The organism is Vibrio chagasii (assembly GCF_024347355.1).
Classification (GTDB): domain Bacteria; phylum Pseudomonadota; class Gammaproteobacteria; order Enterobacterales; family Vibrionaceae; genus Vibrio; species Vibrio chagasii.
Map to the genome: position 1 here is coordinate 19,858 of NZ_AP025467.1, position 16,804 is coordinate 36,661.

Annotated in this window: 18 protein-coding genes; 14 read left to right on the top strand and 4 right to left on the bottom strand. The window is 41.0% G+C overall.

Going from position 1 to position 16,804, the window contains the following annotated elements; translation table 11 throughout:
- The first annotated feature begins 30 nt into the window (after nt 1–30).
- From OCV52_RS23955 to OCV52_RS24000, 10 genes are all read left to right on the top strand, one after another.
- The gene (locus tag OCV52_RS23955) at nt 31–1,338 is read left to right on the top strand and encodes a hypothetical protein (RefSeq protein WP_137406615.1); all 1,308 of its coding nucleotides are present in this window, start codon (nt 31–33) and stop codon (nt 1,336–1,338) included.
- Nucleotides 1,339–1,442: 104 nt separating this feature from the next.
- Nucleotides 1,443–1,760, top strand: a complete 318-nt coding sequence (locus tag OCV52_RS23960) for a hypothetical protein (RefSeq protein WP_137406614.1) — start codon at nt 1,443–1,445, stop codon at nt 1,758–1,760.
- A 2-nt stretch (nt 1,761–1,762) separates the two neighbouring features.
- Nucleotides 1,763–2,140 (top strand): hypothetical protein, encoded by a 378-nt coding sequence (locus OCV52_RS23965; RefSeq protein ID WP_137406613.1) that lies wholly within the window; start codon nt 1,763–1,765, stop codon nt 2,138–2,140.
- Nucleotides 2,141–2,316: 176 nt separating this feature from the next.
- On the top strand, nt 2,317–3,012 hold the full coding sequence (locus OCV52_RS23970) for a hypothetical protein (RefSeq protein ID WP_137406612.1): 696 nt from the start codon (nt 2,317–2,319) through the stop codon (nt 3,010–3,012).
- Nucleotides 3,005–4,183 (top strand): hypothetical protein, encoded by a 1,179-nt coding sequence (locus OCV52_RS23975; RefSeq protein WP_137406611.1) that lies wholly within the window; start codon nt 3,005–3,007, stop codon nt 4,181–4,183. The genes OCV52_RS23970 and OCV52_RS23975 overlap by 8 nt, the downstream gene beginning before the upstream one ends.
- Nucleotides 4,184–4,186: 3 nt before the next feature.
- Nucleotides 4,187–4,453 carry a hypothetical protein gene (locus OCV52_RS23980; protein ID WP_137406610.1) on the top strand — a complete coding sequence of 89 codons (267 nt, stop codon included), beginning with the start codon at nt 4,187–4,189 and terminating at the stop codon, nt 4,451–4,453.
- A complete protein-coding gene (locus tag OCV52_RS23985; RefSeq protein WP_137406609.1) occupies nt 4,453–7,485 on the top strand; it encodes a hypothetical protein in 3,033 nt (1,010 codons plus the stop codon). Before OCV52_RS23980 ends, OCV52_RS23985 begins: the two co-directional genes overlap by 1 nt.
- Nucleotides 7,482–7,868, top strand: coding sequence for an RDD family protein (locus tag OCV52_RS23990; RefSeq protein ID WP_137406608.1), 387 nt, complete (start codon nt 7,482–7,484; stop codon nt 7,866–7,868). Before OCV52_RS23985 ends, OCV52_RS23990 begins: the two co-directional genes overlap by 4 nt.
- A gap of 197 nt (nt 7,869–8,065) precedes the next feature.
- Entirely contained in the window at nt 8,066–9,076 is a 1,011-nt protein-coding gene (locus tag OCV52_RS23995; protein WP_137406607.1) for a hypothetical protein, read from the top strand.
- 22 nt (nt 9,077–9,098) lie between these two features.
- Entirely contained in the window at nt 9,099–9,959 is an 861-nt protein-coding gene (locus OCV52_RS24000) for a hypothetical protein (protein ID WP_137406606.1), read from the top strand.
- Nucleotides 9,960–9,985: 26 nt separating this feature from the next.
- On the opposite strand, the gene OCV52_RS24005 is transcribed toward OCV52_RS24000, so the two are convergent.
- Together OCV52_RS24005 and OCV52_RS24010 are read right to left on the bottom strand one after the other, a co-directional pair.
- Nucleotides 9,986–10,741, bottom strand: a complete 756-nt coding sequence (locus OCV52_RS24005; RefSeq protein WP_137406605.1) for an endonuclease — start codon at nt 10,739–10,741, stop codon at nt 9,986–9,988.
- A gap of 72 nt (nt 10,742–10,813) precedes the next feature.
- Entirely contained in the window at nt 10,814–12,016 is a 1,203-nt protein-coding gene (locus OCV52_RS24010; RefSeq protein ID WP_137406604.1) for a hypothetical protein, read from the bottom strand.
- 93 nt (nt 12,017–12,109) lie between these two features.
- Between OCV52_RS24010 and OCV52_RS24015 the strand changes: the two genes are divergently transcribed.
- The 3 genes from OCV52_RS24015 (at nt 12,110) to OCV52_RS24025 (ending at nt 13,884) form a co-directional block, all read left to right on the top strand.
- A complete protein-coding gene (locus OCV52_RS24015) occupies nt 12,110–12,391 on the top strand; it encodes a hypothetical protein (protein WP_137406603.1) in 282 nt (93 codons plus the stop codon).
- 843 nt (nt 12,392–13,234) lie between these two features.
- A complete protein-coding gene (locus OCV52_RS24020) occupies nt 13,235–13,477 on the top strand; it encodes a hypothetical protein (protein WP_137406602.1) in 243 nt (80 codons plus the stop codon).
- 2 nt (nt 13,478–13,479) lie between these two features.
- Entirely contained in the window at nt 13,480–13,884 is a 405-nt protein-coding gene (locus OCV52_RS24025) for a PD-(D/E)XK nuclease superfamily protein (RefSeq protein ID WP_137406601.1), read from the top strand.
- A gap of 69 nt (nt 13,885–13,953) precedes the next feature.
- On the opposite strand, the gene OCV52_RS24030 is transcribed toward OCV52_RS24025, so the two are convergent.
- The gene (locus OCV52_RS24030) at nt 13,954–14,388 is read right to left on the bottom strand and encodes a hypothetical protein (protein WP_137406600.1); all 435 of its coding nucleotides are present in this window, start codon (nt 14,386–14,388) and stop codon (nt 13,954–13,956) included.
- 67 nt (nt 14,389–14,455) lie between these two features.
- Nucleotides 14,456–15,379, bottom strand: coding sequence for a hypothetical protein (locus OCV52_RS24035; protein ID WP_137406599.1), 924 nt, complete (start codon nt 15,377–15,379; stop codon nt 14,456–14,458).
- 948 nt (nt 15,380–16,327) lie between these two features.
- Here OCV52_RS24035 and OCV52_RS24040 point away from each other — a divergent pair.
- Nucleotides 16,328–16,516 (top strand): hypothetical protein, encoded by a 189-nt coding sequence (locus tag OCV52_RS24040; RefSeq protein WP_137406598.1) that lies wholly within the window; start codon nt 16,328–16,330, stop codon nt 16,514–16,516.
- Nucleotides 16,517–16,804: the final 288 nt, after the last annotated feature.

A 16,804-nucleotide genomic window follows, 5' to 3' on the forward strand; every position in this document is an offset into this window, starting at 1 on the left:
CTTTTGTAAATAAAAAACTAGGACTTCAGCATGGAATCGAAAGAACCAGACAGCACAGAATTAAAAGCCAAGAAACCGGCATCTAAAAAACTGAAATTGGGCATCGTATCTGCATTGGTGCTAGCAGGGTTAGTTGGTGGTGGTTATGTGGGGCTTAAAAATATGGGCCTTCTCAACAAAAACGATGGCCCAGACCTCAATGCGCGCATCAATGCAATTGAAATTAAGCTTAATGGCCAAGTCTCTTCGTTAAGAGCGGGGCTACCTCAAATAATATCGGAAGAAGTTCGGAAAGTTTCAAAGCAAGAAGGTTTTGGCTCATTGAGCGAGCTTCAAAAAAACATCATCACCGTAGAAGTGATAAACAGACTAAACATTGATGAAAAAATCAGTCGTGAAATTACTAATCGGACGCAAAAAATAACAAGTAATGCCGCTAGTTTGGCAAGAGATGAGCTGGAGCGAGATTTACCTAACCTCGTAACCGACATCATCAAACCTATGTTTGAACCATATCGAATTTTTAACACCTCACAAGTTGGTTATAACGATAGAGTTGATGGTGAGATCCTCAAGCTTCAAAACGCTATCTCAAACTTGCATACCGAACTTAAAAATCGCCCCAAGGCGATAGCGATACCTGAACAATCGAGACAGCGTTTGCGCGAGTTCAATATATTAGGCGAGATGGCTGATGGTGTGTTTTCTATCCAAGCGCCAGATAGAGCCTCGGGAAAGTCTCATTACGTAACTTTATATAACGGCGAACCATTTAACTCGAAGCTTGGCCGTCACAAGGTGACGGGTATCGAGGGGAGTGGTAAGGACGCTGTCTTGCTTATTGGTTCTAAATATTTCATAGACCAAAAAAGAGAAGAATATACACCAACTCAGTTGGCGCAATTTAAAAAAGCTAAGCAAAAACACAAAAAAGTAGCCCAACAACCACAGGCCGTTGCTGTAGCGAGTGTCGAACCAAGTTCAACTGTAGAAGCCATGACTACAGTCGAACACATCGGAAATTTACCACCTGAAATTGTAGAGACGCAAACTGCGGCTGTTCAAATGATTGAACCCTCATACGCTCAAAATATGGAACCGACACCAAGTAGGGGGGTGCAATACCTAAATGGGAAAATTCTGTTACCAGACTGGGCCACTGTGACTAAAGGACCAAATTTAGAAACAGCTTTAGTCGTGAACTTAGCTAAGACAGAAGGTGAGAGAACATATTCAATCCAAAAAGGCAAATATTATGACTTTATTGGAACCGTTGAAGAGATCTCACCTGATGGCGCAATTTGTTCTGCAACCTACTGTATTGGAGCGCTACGTTGAGGCTGATAAATCACGCCAAGTATTTGCTCTTGCAGGTCTTTATATTTTGGAGCCTCGGTGCAAGCGCTTCAAATACACATAACTCTACGATTGCAGATTCAGGATTGAGCCTAATCAGACACATTCGATTAGGAATAGCGGTCATCTGGAATGCAAGAGTTGTACTTGGTCTCTTCTTAATCGTTATTGGTTTTGTGGGATGGTACCGAGCAAGCAAACAAGACGAACACACGTCTTTAATGTGGCCAATTTCATTTTCAATAGCGGGTGCATTTATGACGCTTCATGGAGGCATAGATTACTTAGGTGAAGTCTTAGGGTTTAGTAGCGGTGCGGATGCGATAGAGCTCAACTCAGATGGTAGAGCTAACTTATCCGAAAATACAACATATCAATTTAATCAGGGTAGTAACACGGAGTGAAGATGAAAAACATTGTAAAAAAAGTAGTACTTGGTATGAGTACATTGCCATTTTCAGTTTTAGCTGCAGGCGAAACGAAAATGGAAAAGGGCATGAAAAATGTTGACGCTATCTTTGGGGCAGGGGGCAGTGCTATGTATACTGCTGCTATGTTCTTTGGTATCGGATTGATTGTTTTCAGTTTATGTACTTGGGCATGGAATAGTCGAGATTCACAAACACCAACAAAAGGTCAAACTCAGATGGTGTTGATTTGTGCGATAGCGGGCTGCGCGTTGACATTCCCTTCTGCTTGGATAAACTATTTTGGCGAAGCAGCTGCTGTTGTCGAAACAACAACTTCTGGAGTTAATTATCGAGATTTAAAAGGCCAACAATAATAGGCAGTTGGTGGCCTTCAATGGCCACCAATGTCGACCAATTACTCTTTTATTTTAGTTATCTTCCCTTCTTAAAATCCCCGTCTATCGACCTCCGGATGTAATTCATAAACACTTTTGGCAATTCAACCTTGAATTGGTTATGATGTGGTAAATAGATTGATAAAGGCATATATATGTTCATAGGTGTAAGCCGGAGTGGTACTTCAAGAATTTCTGAACCACCACAACCATATGAAAATAGCGAATTTGATTTACTGGCGCCAAAGTTCTTGCAGAGCGTTGATTTTGTATGTTCCGAATGCGGATTTTCTTCGCCAAAATATCAACATGTACATCATTTGGATGGCAACCACAAACATAACAAGGTATCTAATTTTTCATGTCGTGATCCTTTGTGTCATTTGTGTGAGCACTTAGGCTTCGTTGCCGACAACAAGCTAGGAACCTTGGTGTTTTGTGATTCACTTAGCCAAGAAGAGTTAAATGCGTACGTAAGGATATCTTGGGTGACCAATTATCTTGCTCGTACATTAGGGGCTGAAAATTGTGGCGAGACCTTGCTAAAAATAGCCAGAAACACCGCTTTGTGGATTGAGCTTCTTGAAAACACCAATCATCAGGTTCAAAGGGCTTATAAGATTCAAAACATCCGTGCCTTAGCAGAAGACTTTAGGAACATGAGTGATGAAGAATATGAGTCTAGGCACTCAAAGTTTCCTAGCTTGAGGCTTCTATTTCATCCTGACTCATTTAGTAGAGAAATTGAGGAATGGAGTAGGAATAAAGACTTTTTCGCTGATTTTTACGAACCTAACCAGTGGCCAATTATTTTGGAAAAGCACATACAAAGGAGTGAAGCGAATGGCTAAAGTTGGAGTTGCATTTTTTTCGAACGAATCAAAACCTAAAGGTGGATATTACTACCATAATGGGTTGGTCAGTGATTTCAAATCTGCAGTTGATTTAGATATGTCGGTCGCTTGGATCACCAATGTGCCTTATAAAGCTTATGTCGCTTCTGGGCTTCAATCCATCCCACATATAAAACCAGAACAATTCCTAAGATTATCCGTCACGCAAATGATGCGCGAGCTTCACATAGCTAAAAATATTGATGGAGCAGAAAAGCTCGGTGAGTTAGTCGGCTCAATAGTCGCCCACATGGAAAGCATTTTTGGGCTTGATCCTATTACCTCTAATTACAGGCTTAATCAGGGTCTAACCGACTTGCTACTACCAAACAGTTATTTTGAGTTTGCGAGCAGCAGTCCATCAAGCACTCAAGTGGCCCTAGATAACGCTTATCAAAGTTTACAAGGTGCAACCAAAATAAACGCCTCCGTAAATCTAAAATGCAGACATTATACGCTCCCTCGAATGGCCCATTTTGAATACCTGCTTAATCAAAACTATCCGCTTAATAGCCATTGGTCTGAGTTTACACTTAAAGATGGAAATACGGTTGCTGGTGTAGTCAACGGTAAAAATTTGCCAAACACAACCGAAGTAGTCTCAGCACTGAAAGCACTTCATCAAAATACGGCTGCGATTCTCAATATTCACGTTAAGTCTATGAGTAAAAATCGTATGCAGGGTTTTTCTTTTGGGAACGAAGGCATAAACACTTCTATGCGTGTATGGGCCTGTTTGCCAGAAGTAATTGAAATGCTTAGATACTGTGAAATCGAAATATTGGGAGGAATTAAAACGGATGGCGGAAAGTTAGACATTCGACCAGAAATCGATCTTGAAACCAATCGGTATTGTTTCGCTAAAGGGGTGAGTGCTGAGAATGTTTGGACTGGTTTGGCCGAAAAAATCTCAAAGAATGGTACCAAATGTAGTACCGGTCTTGGTGTGTATTTAAAGGCTTATGACCGCATTATTTGTGGCAAATTAGCTGAAGCTTTTATGGCAGATAGCTACTTTTTAGCTGGGTTTGGGATTGGCGGTGTTCGAGTCTGGGGGCAGCCTTCAGAGTTTTCAAAAATGGATAATATAGCTGCACAGTTTTGCGCAATGCCGGACATAAGAGGATAGGTCATGGATATAGACCCAAATGAGATATTTAGTAGTGGCGAAATGCCTAAAACGTATCAAGAGTTAGCAAGATTGGATGTGCCATTAAAGCTAATAACTCAGTTCCCAACGTTTGTTAAAGCGGTTGATATTGTCGAACTACATAGAATAGATAAATTGGCTGAACATGAACGTGCTGAAGGTGTAAAAAGAGTCATAACCTCAATTTCAACAAGAAGTAGCAACAACTTAGAACAGAGCCAAGCAAGCCATAGAAGGATCAGACTGTAATGGGGATATTAAGTTTATTAGCTAATCTTCTGGCACACGAACCACACGAAATCTGTCAGCTCGAGACGACTTCCGACCTCGATGTGAATTCTTTGGTAGCAAATGATGGATCGTTAATATCGATATTCCGACTTAAAGGTTCATATAGATTCTACTCAAAGCATCAAGAACACCAAATACTTAATATTCTGTCTAATGAAATGAGACAAAATTTCATGGAGAGCGGTTACCGGATTGATTTTATCTTAGATATTGATGCAAGTCGCGCTGATGCTTATGTTGAAAATTGCTTAAAATCTGTTGATGCCGTTTCAAAAGAAATGGGTTATCAAAACGCAAAACTCAACGAAAGTGAGAAACGGTTAATAGCAAGTCATATTAAGCCCGAGCTAAATTATATTGTGCTGACTACTAATCCTGAAAGTGTTGACAGCCTAAATAAGCAAGAAGGTTTGAAGAATCACACCAAGCTAGCTAATGAGTACGACTTAAAACTAAACAGCATAAAGAAAGACACTAATGTACAAAATAATTGGAAGGAAACTCGACAGATCTCTGACCAACACTTGTCGTTCGTAAGAGAGATGTCAGCTGTCATTCGTGAATACATACACATCGAAGCACTCACCTCACATGAAGCTTTAGAGGAAATTCGTCAATTACTTTATCGAGACTTTGAAAACTCAGAAAAATGGTTTGCTAGCACAAGACACAATTCAGATCCCAAGATAATGAACAATCATACCCCGTTTGTTGATACTAATGAGGTTGGTCATGCTGCATTACACGGTCAGATTGTTGAAGAGCCATTTGAGGACTGCTCTAAGTCTTCAATGAAAAGGTTCAACGGCAAATGCTATGCAACATTGGAAAGGTATCTTGTAGGTGACGAGCCTAGACTGATGCGTGAGTTAATAAATAAAATCAATCGGAAAATTCCGTTGAGAATTTTATACACATTAACTTCAGGATCAGAAGCCATTAAGCGAACTAAGGGAACGAAGTCTTCTTTGACTACATTCGTAGCTAGAACTAATCCTATCAGTAGCTCAATTATGAAAGCCTGCAACCAAGTTATTGAATTTGTTCGTAATGGTGGCTGTGCGGTTAACTGTTATCTATCAGTAACTGTTTGGGCTGATACTGAAGATGAGGTGACGACACATTATAAGGCATTACAAACCGCATTGCGTGGCTGGGGTGGTGAAAGACAACGAATTTGTACGTTCCCAACGGAGGGAATACTGTCTTCATTACCTGGATACAGTTCAAAACCAATTGGTAGGTCAAGTAGTGATAGTTTGGAACAAGCAATGGTTTCAGCTCCGTTAGTAAGACCTGTTTCTCCTTGGAGGTCGGGTATTATGCTTTATCTCACACCCGATGCTAAACCATGGCCAATGGACTTCGACAGCCTGCAATCGCATCACCTTAATATCATTACTGGCTCAATGGGCTCTGGTAAATCTGTTGCAATGGGTAACTTAGCTCGTGCAATCCATTATATTTCAGGGACTAGCTCATTGCCTTTGCTTGCTGGTGTTGATTATGGAGAGTCTATCCTTTACAACGCAAAGACCATTCAAGCTAACCTTAAAAAAGACGATCAAAATCAAGTTGCTGCAATCAGTTTGTCTAATCACAAAAAGAATGCATACAACATTTTTGAACCTCAGTTTGGATACAACAAATTATCAAAACCTGAAGTAAACACTGCCACGGCATTTATCTGTAAAGTGGTAACGGGGGGCTCTGAAGATGGTGCTCCGCCTCAATTAGAATCGTGTGTTTCAGCAATAATTGAACATATGATAGCGGATAGCATTCATTCCCCTAGACCGATCGATCCATCGCAAACCGGCGCGGAAAAAATCATGGGTATGCTTGAGCACCCAGTGGTTCAAAGTCACTTAGTACCGGAACCTGAGATCAGCTACTTGAATGCTAGGAACGCGCTATTTCTAGCGAGTCAAACTCAAAGCTTAACTAGGCCATTAAGAAAACAATGCCTTTTATATTCAAAGCTAGCACATAGGTATATGTGGCCACTTTTATCTGAGCTTCCTCTTAGCTTAAAGGGGGTTGAGATTACAGCTCAAATGGGTGTATTTGAATTTGGTAATAAGCCACTGCTAGAAGTTATTGGTGCGTCAATACAACTTCTTACTAATCGTTATACAGCCCTGCTCGGCACTTACCCTATGCATGATTACAGCGACTTAAGTATGATGTTTGTCAATGCAAAGCCCGTTGTAGATTCTGCACCAAACTCCATGAAAAGTGCTTGGTTTATTCTAGCTAAAGGCTTAGCGCAGCGACATTTCTGGACTCATGTAGATGATGTAGAAATTGAAGCTGACCCCGTCTTTCATCAACGGGCTATGCGTATTGCACAGAAAAAGAAACCACTTCCCAAATACTACTACCATGATGAACTGGAACAGGCTGATTGCAAAGAGCTCACTTCTAATCTGAAGAAAGAGATCAAGACGGCACGAAAATATAGAGAAATTATTACACTTTCAACCCAGATGTACGAACGGATTTCTCCCGATTTAAGAGCGCTAGCCACTAACACGTTTATATGCAATATTCCTGGGCGCGAAACGGAAGAGTGCTTAAAGAACCAGTTTAAAATTAATGAAGATGAGTTTTCTTCGTTAGCACCATATATCGGAAAAACGGGCATTATCAACGGAGAAGGACGGGGACTTCTGTACATAGGGATTATTCCTGAAGTTCAATCTCCAATAATCCAACCAATTGTCTCCATGTTACCTGCAGGTCTGGTATGGCAAATGGCGAGTGATGCCGAGGATGTAAGCATGAGGGATCTCGTTGTGGATCAGCTGGGAGATAGACTTGACTATGATGAAATCAACATGGCGATTGGTCATGTCCTGGGTTACCCAAATATGAAAAAACTCATCAAGACAAGAAACGAGAAAGAAGGAGTATCGGATAGCCAAGTTAAGAACGATTCACTATTGAGTGTCATGAAGTATGTTAATGAAGCAGGGATAGTAGCATGATTAACTTAAGGCGATTTATTTCATACATGGTCGATTATATCGTGATTATTGTAGCCTACACAATCCTAAGCTCGTTAATTGGCGGCTTGGAAAAGTATGGTGTCTGGGCAATTATTCATTTTTTCCTATTGATCGTTATTTACTTCGTTGTCCTATATCAGACGGTAGGCTATTCAGTTGGCGAGAAGTTGCTTGGTTTGCGGGTAACACCTGTAGGCCAAGATGATGCTGCCTTAGAGCTCTCTAGTGCGGTTTTTAGGGGGGGAGCTATTTGCCTATATAGTGTGGCGCCGATACTGGCTTTAATTGCTTTACTGCCTTCTAAGCGTTCGTTGGCAGATAGAATATCGATGACAGTATTGAAGATACAGTCACAAAAATAGGTCAACACCCTTTTCCAAACTTAAAGCTCACAACTTGTGAGCTTTTTCATTTCTGGCAAGACAAATGTTGCAAAGGCTCGCAAATTTACTAAATCATGACTCAATTGGTTGCCTATGCATCATTAGGCGATTCTTTTAATTCTATACTTTGACCTTCTATTGGTTTTTATTAAAAAAATCCTAAATTCAAGGAAGTTATGATGAATGACTATAAATCTCAAGGTATAGAAAATAGGGACATACCATTTAATTTAGCCCCCCCATCTTTTAAGGAAAAAGCGAACACTCAGGTTGGGGGGGTTACTGGGCCCATTCAATGGGGAATTTTATCGAAATTGGCGAATAACCCAGATGAAAAGGCGATATTAGTTTCCTTATGCCCAATCAGTGCCAATGACCTAAACGTGAACAGTGTTGCTCAGTCGTTGCAAGCCTCTGATAGTGGTAGCCTTGTGCTTGATGATTCGGATAATAAAGGGTGGTTTTTAGCTGGGTGTAACATTGAAATGAATGTGTCATTGGTTGATGGAAAGGATGAAACAAAGCTTCAACTTCAACAGCATTCACCACCGACCACTGACTACTCTGGTAGTAAGAGTAGTAGCTTGTCCATAAATGCATCTATGTTTGGCGATGTGCCCACTGTTGGTGGAGCATTTTCAACATCATTTTCTACAACAATTAATGATGTAGGTATCACCGATTCGTCAAATAAGGAATCGGTTCGCACCACTATGTATATGGGGAAGAGTAACAATAATACCTTTGAGCCAAACGGTGGGTTCCTTACGTGGACTGATATAGAGAGCAGAGACGTTAAAGATTTAGGCAATGACTTTAAGTGCCTGATTGAATCTGGTTTTTTCAAAGATCTGGAAGATACGGTTGAAGTAAGTGGGATCCCACCAGCTTGTTATTCAGATATGCCATTACTCTCGCAAGGTATTTGGGAGTTACCGGAAAGCTTTAGTGGCAAATTGAACGTTTCAATTGACTATTGTCTTGTGTTTGGTGCTGTTCACAGTAACAGCAGCAGCAAGGCTTGGTGGGCAGCTGGTGCATTGGTAGGAGGTCTGTATAAATTACTAAGGAAGAAAGGAACTGGGAATGCACAACGGGTTAAATTAAATCACAAGTTCGTAGTCGACTTAGCAGAGGCTTCGGCCAAGGCAGAAAAAACAGAGCTAGCAAGTAGCGATAATTACTAATAAATTTGAAAGGATTCTGACGATGAGTAAGCCGCTTACAGTAGACGCAGAAACACAACTACAGTATGTGAAAAACCTGAGAGCATGGTACAAATCAGGAAAAATTGTGAATGAAGGTGATACAGGTATTAGGCGCCCTCTAGAATATAAGGAGCAGAGTGACCCAGTAAAAGACATAATCATCATCCCGTATGCAATGAGCGAAAATGGTAAAGAATCTGGCTCTATAACGATGAATAGAGCTAATTTCTCGGTTACAGAAATCGATAATATAAAGCTTAAAACCTACCAACACGAGAAGGATTTCTTAGAGAAAGCACTACCTTTCAAAGCTGTGAGTGAGGCATTTTCTACTGGTGACAAAAAAGCCTATAACTCGAATATTAAGTCTGTATTTGTAATGCTAACGTCTGAATGTGCCAGAAACGAAGTTGTGTCAATGGTGGTTAACAAGTTCTTAGAGTGGGGGAGCTTAAATCCAAACGATGCTGAGTTAAATAAAGAGCAAATGTCAGGTTTAAGCTTACAGTTCAAGGATTACAGTAAAATAGTGCTTGCTGCGAGAAAAGGTAAAAAAGGCTTCGAATATGTTACTGACAAAAATATTGCGATTGTCGCAAGGAAAGATTGGGAGCCTTTAAACGCAACTGAACTATCCGAACTTTCAAAAGTTGACAAGCCAACGGGCATGTCAGCTTCGGTTGCATCGCTTAATGAAACAAACAAGTTCCTGGATGCGAAAGTGACACCGGTTAAAGATGATGCTGATGAAGATACAACGCCTCCCGAACAGGAACCAAATGCAAATGAAGATAACAACGAAGAAGACACTGACAAGATCCCTGCAGTGGATCCGGAAGTAAATATAGAAGAAAAGATCTAGATAAGTACAGGGCGCATAGATGACTTCTATGCGCCCAACGCCCAGTGACAGCGTAACGCGAGTGTGTTGTTTTTTGATTTTTGAACTATTTCAATTCTTCTAGCAATTTCACACTCTTTGTCTGTTACTGGATATTGACGATCCCATGCTTTCATAAGTTTTCTTTGACTACTGCTCATTGTGTACGATTGATAAGCATTTTCCATGTAGAGGTAGGTACGTGCGATTTGCCCTCGGGCTATTTCAGGTGGCTGGACTTTACGGTTATCTATTCTCATATCACATGAGCCAAAATTAGATTTAGCTTGAGGCAGCATTGTGAAATTATAATTCTGTCTCGCCGCGTTGACAGCACCAAGAGAAGGCTGAAGGTTGTATAGGTCAGCTTGCATTAAGCGAAATTCTTTACTGACTTTAGTTGTACATCTTCTACCTTTTAAAGATTTGCCTTTGGAGTCGATGCACTTTGGGTGACCTTCACGCCATTCTACAAATGAACGCCCGAGATTTTCAGAACTCAACACATGCTCGGCTTCCCACTTTTTCAATCTATTCATATACTTAGTGGTAATAATGCCGCTTGGTAGCGTGACCTCTTTATTCTGGTTGAATGCAGCAGAACAATAAAAAGTTTTCTGGAATTCTTCGCCGATAAAGATAGATTGTTGCATCAAGCGTTTAGCTTTACTGAAGGATTCAATACTTGTATTGCCACCAGCAAGCACAACAGGTGAACTCAGGATAACGAGTAAAGTTAAGGACTTAATAGTAATAGAGCGCATAGTGTTCCTTCTATGTGGTGTTTGCTTATGGTAATTAAGTTGGTCAAGTATGGTAATTTAAGTGGATATGAGTTATTTAAATATGGTCTCGATGTTTTCCGTTGGGTCGCTTAGGTTGACGCTGATCCTCGCGTTTGCTCTCCAAATATCCATAGGAACAGGCTCTTGTTTTGGCATGAAACCGATCATGTTGGTATCAGGACTAAGGCTAACAACTGCACGGTAGATCACTTTGTTTGCAGCATTTTTTTGCTGAATGACATAGTTTGGGAGGATGCAGGCTGAAGACTCTATAACGGATTTACTAAAGACGGTTCGTTGGATAGACCATCTATTTTGAATAAGATTGATACGGTTAATAGCTGCGAGAATAAAGGACCTTTCTTCATTTGAATCAACTGGAGATAGGTGGGTTTGTGAACATATAGGTCTGATAAACAGCGAGTGTGGTCGAACAGAGCCTTCTTTATTCTGACAAACCGAAATGGCTAAAAAGTAAGGGCCACTAGCGTCTCTAGCTAAGTGCGATTGGTGGGTGAACTGGTAGTGGACATCATCGATTTTGATTAAGTTGTCATTGATTTCAAACGAGTTGGTAATAAAGAAAACTAGTGCTTGTGGCCGACCTGGTCCATCCCATTTATTTGTAGAGATATCACTTCTCAACTTACTTATTGCGTACTTAAAGCCTTTATGGCCAAAGAATAAATAGTGGTTGAGTGTCGTTTTACCAAATGAGATCGATTCCGCCGCTATTCGAAACTTCATCAAAGCTTGGTTCGGGGAGTTTAGCTTGTTTGTGAAATGCCAATTCGAAAGGGTAGATTTACACAATAGATTAAATAGCTGACTAAGCTTGGACTCGCGAACTGAATTAGCATTGTTGCTTTCAAGAGTTTGCTTCTTACCCAGTGGTAATCCCTGTTGTTTGTCAGAAAGCTTTTCATGAAATCTAAAGCTTAGCTTCTCTTGGTCACTAGAAGGCTTTGGTGAATGTTCAATAGAGCCTTTGACATCCGTTCTCATCGGGCAATTGTCTGCGTGGATACCTTCAACAGCGTGATTAACAATATGGAAGGAAGAATAAGCATAACGAACAAACATCTTTGCCGGAGGATCAACGCAGTGGCACAAGAGAAACGATTTTGACTCTCTCACTTGAGCCAGAATGGATTGAGCCGCCTTTTCTTGCCTGGCGACAGGCTTTAACTCTTCAGGTTTACTCATCTCCGACACGTGGGCCAAATCATTTTTACAAACAATTGAAACCTTCATAGATCACCTATTGTATCTAAAGTTTAAATGAAGTATAGAAAGTAAACATTGAGATTGATAGACATTGCATCTAAGACAGGGAGTATTGGAGATATGAAAGTTTCATCTGAAGTGTTTTACAGTAAGGTGCGCCCAGGACTAAAGCCGTATGGTCTCCAGCTTACAGAGCTTGATAAGCTTGCCGTTTACGTAAAGGCGTTTGAGCTTGCACTAAAAAACCATTTCAACTCTAACTACCACATTGATGAGATTCAAATTGCCATCAGTACAATGGTTGAATTGCGAAGCACTAAGGTTAAGTCCCTAGATCCTGAAATAAAGGGGATGCTGAAACCGGTAGATTTAAAGAAAGATTGTCGAGAAGTTCTGATATAACTAGTAAACGAAACCAACCAGTCAGCCAAGAGTTACATATACATTCAAAACCAACTGCTACAGCTAACCTGTTCGTTCTCCTGTATTGTCAGATACTAGGTTATGCATTCCTTTCAAATTAGAGTTTGGTTACCTGCACACTGCTCTGGTAACCAGAACAGCACATCACGTCCACCACAAATAGACAAATGCTAGCAAATGAGTTTACTGCTGGTGGTCATGTCTTGCTATCGCGGTAACAGTGGATACTCGTTGGTCAACAGAATATCTAAAAACACAACATATAGTGGTTTCATTTTATCCACAGTTGGTTTGATTTTATCCACACTGTTGGGTTTGGCATCAAAATTGACCTAAATCAAAGGACAAATCTGATACTTTGTGTTGGTGTTTGAGTAAATAGTGTCCGCCATTTTTCTTTGCACAAAGCAAGCTATTTATTTTTTCAATTGCCAATATACAGTGAAAGTATAGCGTAAGCACTTGGTTTCGCTTTGTTTTATAAAGGCTGGTGGGTTTGTGGTTACTCACAACTTATTTTTACTTTTGGTAGTTATCCACAGGAGATGGTGTGGGTTGGCGTAAAGTGAGCTTGTTTGTAAGAAAATAGTTTGCTAGCTTTGGATGGTGACACAACATGTAGTGTCTATGTTTGGTTTGGCTGGGATGAAATAATCATCCCAGCTAAAGGTTGAGCCGATAACAAAAGTTAAAGGCCCAAACAACAAATAACTTCATTGCACTAGGGTGCAAGAAAAGCTTTAGTTGTGGTTGGCGCTTTCAGCATAAGTTTTTCATAGCCCGAGTTCAATGATAAATCCAATTATCTAAGGAAACTTAAGTATGAATAACAAAGTTACTTCCAAATCGGTAGCTGCTCAAGCGGCCCGTACACTATCAACTTCATCCTCTTCTAAGATTGCTAAACAGTTGGCCGCGTCTGCTTTATCGCAACGTGACTCATCTAAGCAAACTGGTTCAAAGCTTGAAGCTAAAGCATCCCACGTTCTTACTAGCTCAAAGTACAGCAAACAAACAAAAACGTATGCTGCATCTGTGCTGTCTCAGTCGAATAAAGGAAGATAAATATGTGTCGTAAAGATTTGCTGAAAGATGTCGCTGCCGTTATTGAAGGTTGCGGCTTTGAATACAGTCCATTCGCACAAACTTATACATACCAACGAGATGTGGCATACCCAAGTCTTATCGCTGACAAGACAGATCGTGCCCACTTTTTGTTAAACACTGCTGCGGGGAAAATTCAGATCGTGGTCAAGTATCAGGAAGTTAAGGGTACCGCGATCGAGAAACTCGCATATACCGCTTTGGATGCTGCGCGAACCGAACATAACCGTTTCATTGTGGTCTGTGGCGGGGTAGAGCTCGAAGGTAAAGCACTTCAATTCCTGAATGAACTAAAACATACGGCACCAAAGCTTGAGGCAATCAAGGTTCAAGATCTTGAAGATGTGCTTTTGGCCGCGGTAGCTTAATGTAAAAAAAAGCTCAACGATTTGTTTCGTTGAGCTATTTTGAGCAATTGTGGCGGTGTGTTGCGAGTTTTATTGTGACCCGTCTACTTTTCTATCAGAACCGAAATACTTCAACTCATAGTCTTTCCATCGAGCTTCAATTTCATCAAAGTTTGTTCTAATCACTTCGATTTGAGCCCCGAGTTCTTCAATACAAACATGGTAGGTCGCATTATTAATCAGTTTCTGTTGTTCTTGTGAGCCGTCCAATCCATCTTTTTTCCGGATTGAATCCGTCACTGCAGTTACAGAGTCATGATTGAGTAGGGTTTCATAACTGGCCACCAAATCGCAGGCTTTAGCGGTGTTGGTATTCATTATTAACAGCGTTAGTGCAAGGTAACGATTTGTTTCCATTAAATCTGCTATTTTTTGATACTCGGAAGTAACAGGGTTAACTTCAACATCGGCATAAGCGTTTATCGAAGTGATGACCAGTAATAACGTGAGCAGTATTCTTTTCATAAACGTCCTGTTTGATTGGTTTTGCAATGATGAATATACAGCCGGAACCCAAAGGGGCATGGATAAGCTATTTAAATTGTGCAATCTTTTCGCAATCGCTAGCAAAATTTCCGAATACATCTGGAATGTATTGCTGTTCATAACAAATGAACTGAACCGTGTTGTAGTCAGATTCATGAGCAACCCAAGCAAGCAAAATGAAGACAGGCAGAACAATGGTTAAGCCTAAAGAAGCAAAGAATACCTCATTCTGTTGATTCTCTCTTGCCTTCAACCGAACGCGTTCTATTGAGTCAGCGAGAGAGCTCGTTCCCGATTCCACTCTAATGCAGAGATAAATCCCCAATTTTGCACCAATGATTAGTAGAAGAGAACCTGCGCCAACATGGATTACAAGGGTACCGAATTGGCTGTAGTTGATTCCCAGTAGGAAAAGGATCAATGAGCAAGCTATAACACTGGCTGATACGATGCGAAGGGTCGAAGACTCTACGTGTTTGTTATCGGAGAAGCCTGCAGTAACGAATAACGTCAGAAATGTGTAGAGAAAGATCACCGTGTAGTTCAGGCCACTGGCCAAAATTTGGATTGGTAATAACGGGACTACATCATCGCGATAAAAAATAAATAGGATGAATGCGGCTACTATTCCTAAGAAAGTAGGGGGCAAGAAAAAAAGCGCTCTTCGATTGATCCCACTGAACCATTTCCTTGAGCAAACTAACATGCCGGAAAAGACATACGTTAGCAGCATGAATCCAATTAAAAAAGGAACCCCTATGCCTAGCAATGAAGCTATGATCGGGACGGGACTGATTTTCTCTACTATGTAACCAAACACCAAGATAAATACAAGAAACTCAAAGGTATAGAAAATAGGGTCTTTGAGTGAATATATAGCCTCTTTAAACCAATTGGTTTTAGCTTGTGTGTTTCCGGCGGTCGCCGTTACTTCATTATTCGGTATAGGTTCTTTTTCGTTATTATTCATTCGTAAATCTTCCTTTGTTGATTGCCCACTTTGACCTAATTGAGCATCTTGAATTAAATTTCGTTGGTAGCTGCCTTATATACAAAACAACTGGCACCAATTCCTGCAAATATCTCTGTGTTTATGGTGACACCCAAAGTTGGGCGTTTCTAGTCCAAAATGAAAAATTCACCCAAAATCGGCGAAAATTGAGAAAAATCGCGTAACTAGGGCGGTTAATGCTCAAATGTGGACGCTGATTTCTATTTGTGAGAGTTATGAGTTCATTTTTTGGCAGTTTCGTAGTGGATATGCATTGAAACTGGCACTTATCAATTAACCATAATGGCGCCAGTCGATAAAACATACACGGTATCAGTCACTCCCTTTACCCAAGTGACGCGCTGCAGCCGCGTTGAACACCCAAAATAACCACTCGCTTTTCCTACAGAATAGGGCTTCGCCCTTAGAACCTCTCGCTGCGCTCGTAGGCTTCGCCTGGTTCGCTTCGCGCACCCTCGCTTCGCGCACCCTCGCTTCGCTCGAAGAGCGAAGAGCAGCTTCGCTTAACTCGCTCCGCTCGAAGGGCGGTAGATGGTTGATTAACTTGCCCCTATTTCGGGCGGCTGTTTGGCGAAGCCAAACATGGATAGATATAGAGAGAGAATGAGAGATAAGAAAAGAGAAGAATAGAAATGGATCGAAAAAAGAGCGAAAAGCAAGCCGCGAAGCGGCTTATCTAATTAGGAAGGGGAGTCTGGAGGCGAAGCCTCAACTGTCCATTAGCATCGAGGAGTCGGCGGGGCACGAGGCTTTTGTCTTGTAGAGACATTCCCATCTGATACCGTGTATAAATGTGCGTTTTTTGAAGTTTTCCGTTTGACTTTGTTGGCAGTGTTGAAAATGAGTTGTATAAATATATGCTATTATTTAATATTAAACAATAGTTGTTTTTTGAGGCCGATTGCTATGGAAAAGAATTCTCGACTAAGTGTATACATCGTTATGAGCTTAATTGGGTTTGCGGGTATGTTGCTCTTAGCAACCGATGTTATGCCACTGCAAAATTATCTTGAACACTTCAAAGTAACCGGCATTGTTTTTGGATTGCTGGCCATTGCAGAACTGCTGTCTCGTGTTCAGATCTCAGAATGCTAGTGCATCGGTCAGGGGGCTAACTAATGTGGCCTAAACCCATTCACCCATACCTGCTTCATCGGCATGGGTTCAGACTGAAGCTGATGCCCGTTCGCGGTCAATTGAAAGCCATCTGCACCTATGACCAACTGGTTGAGCTGGACACAGAAACTTTGGTCCTTCTCATGCAACTCGAACTTTCTATCATCATGCGCCATGAAAGAATTGTAGGTAAAAAAATCGACTTGTTTACCGATGGCAAACATCGAAATGGGCTTCGAACGCTCAACGCTGCTCTGTACCGAGTTC

Excerpts from the sequence above, each read along its gene's own strand:
- OCV52_RS23955 (WP_137406615.1), top strand. The coding sequence starts at position 31 with ATGGAATCGAAAGAACCAGACAGCACAGAATTAAAAGCCAAGAAACCG.
- OCV52_RS23965 (WP_137406613.1), top strand. The coding sequence starts at position 1,763 with ATGAAAAACATTGTAAAAAAAGTAGTACTTGGTATGAGTACATTGCCA.
- OCV52_RS23970 (WP_137406612.1), top strand. The coding sequence starts at position 2,317 with ATGTTCATAGGTGTAAGCCGGAGTGGTACTTCAAGAATTTCTGAACCA.
- OCV52_RS23975 (WP_137406611.1), top strand. The coding sequence starts at position 3,005 with ATGGCTAAAGTTGGAGTTGCATTTTTTTCGAACGAATCAAAACCTAAA.
- OCV52_RS23980 (WP_137406610.1), top strand. The coding sequence starts at position 4,187 with ATGGATATAGACCCAAATGAGATATTTAGTAGTGGCGAAATGCCTAAA.
- OCV52_RS23985 (WP_137406609.1), top strand. The coding sequence starts at position 4,453 with ATGGGGATATTAAGTTTATTAGCTAATCTTCTGGCACACGAACCACAC.
- OCV52_RS23990 (WP_137406608.1), top strand. The coding sequence starts at position 7,482 with ATGATTAACTTAAGGCGATTTATTTCATACATGGTCGATTATATCGTG.
- OCV52_RS23995 (WP_137406607.1), top strand. The coding sequence starts at position 8,066 with ATGATGAATGACTATAAATCTCAAGGTATAGAAAATAGGGACATACCA.
- OCV52_RS24000 (WP_137406606.1), top strand. The coding sequence starts at position 9,099 with ATGAGTAAGCCGCTTACAGTAGACGCAGAAACACAACTACAGTATGTG.
- OCV52_RS24005 (WP_137406605.1), bottom strand. The coding sequence starts at position 10,741 with ATGCGCTCTATTACTATTAAGTCCTTAACTTTACTCGTTATCCTGAGT.
- OCV52_RS24010 (WP_137406604.1), bottom strand. The coding sequence starts at position 12,016 with ATGAAGGTTTCAATTGTTTGTAAAAATGATTTGGCCCACGTGTCGGAG.
- OCV52_RS24015 (WP_137406603.1), top strand. The coding sequence starts at position 12,110 with ATGAAAGTTTCATCTGAAGTGTTTTACAGTAAGGTGCGCCCAGGACTA.
- OCV52_RS24020 (WP_137406602.1), top strand. The coding sequence starts at position 13,235 with ATGAATAACAAAGTTACTTCCAAATCGGTAGCTGCTCAAGCGGCCCGT.
- OCV52_RS24025 (WP_137406601.1), top strand. The coding sequence starts at position 13,480 with ATGTGTCGTAAAGATTTGCTGAAAGATGTCGCTGCCGTTATTGAAGGT.
- OCV52_RS24030 (WP_137406600.1), bottom strand. The coding sequence starts at position 14,388 with ATGAAAAGAATACTGCTCACGTTATTACTGGTCATCACTTCGATAAAC.
- OCV52_RS24035 (WP_137406599.1), bottom strand. The coding sequence starts at position 15,379 with ATGAATAATAACGAAAAAGAACCTATACCGAATAATGAAGTAACGGCG.
- OCV52_RS24040 (WP_137406598.1), top strand. The coding sequence starts at position 16,328 with ATGGAAAAGAATTCTCGACTAAGTGTATACATCGTTATGAGCTTAATT.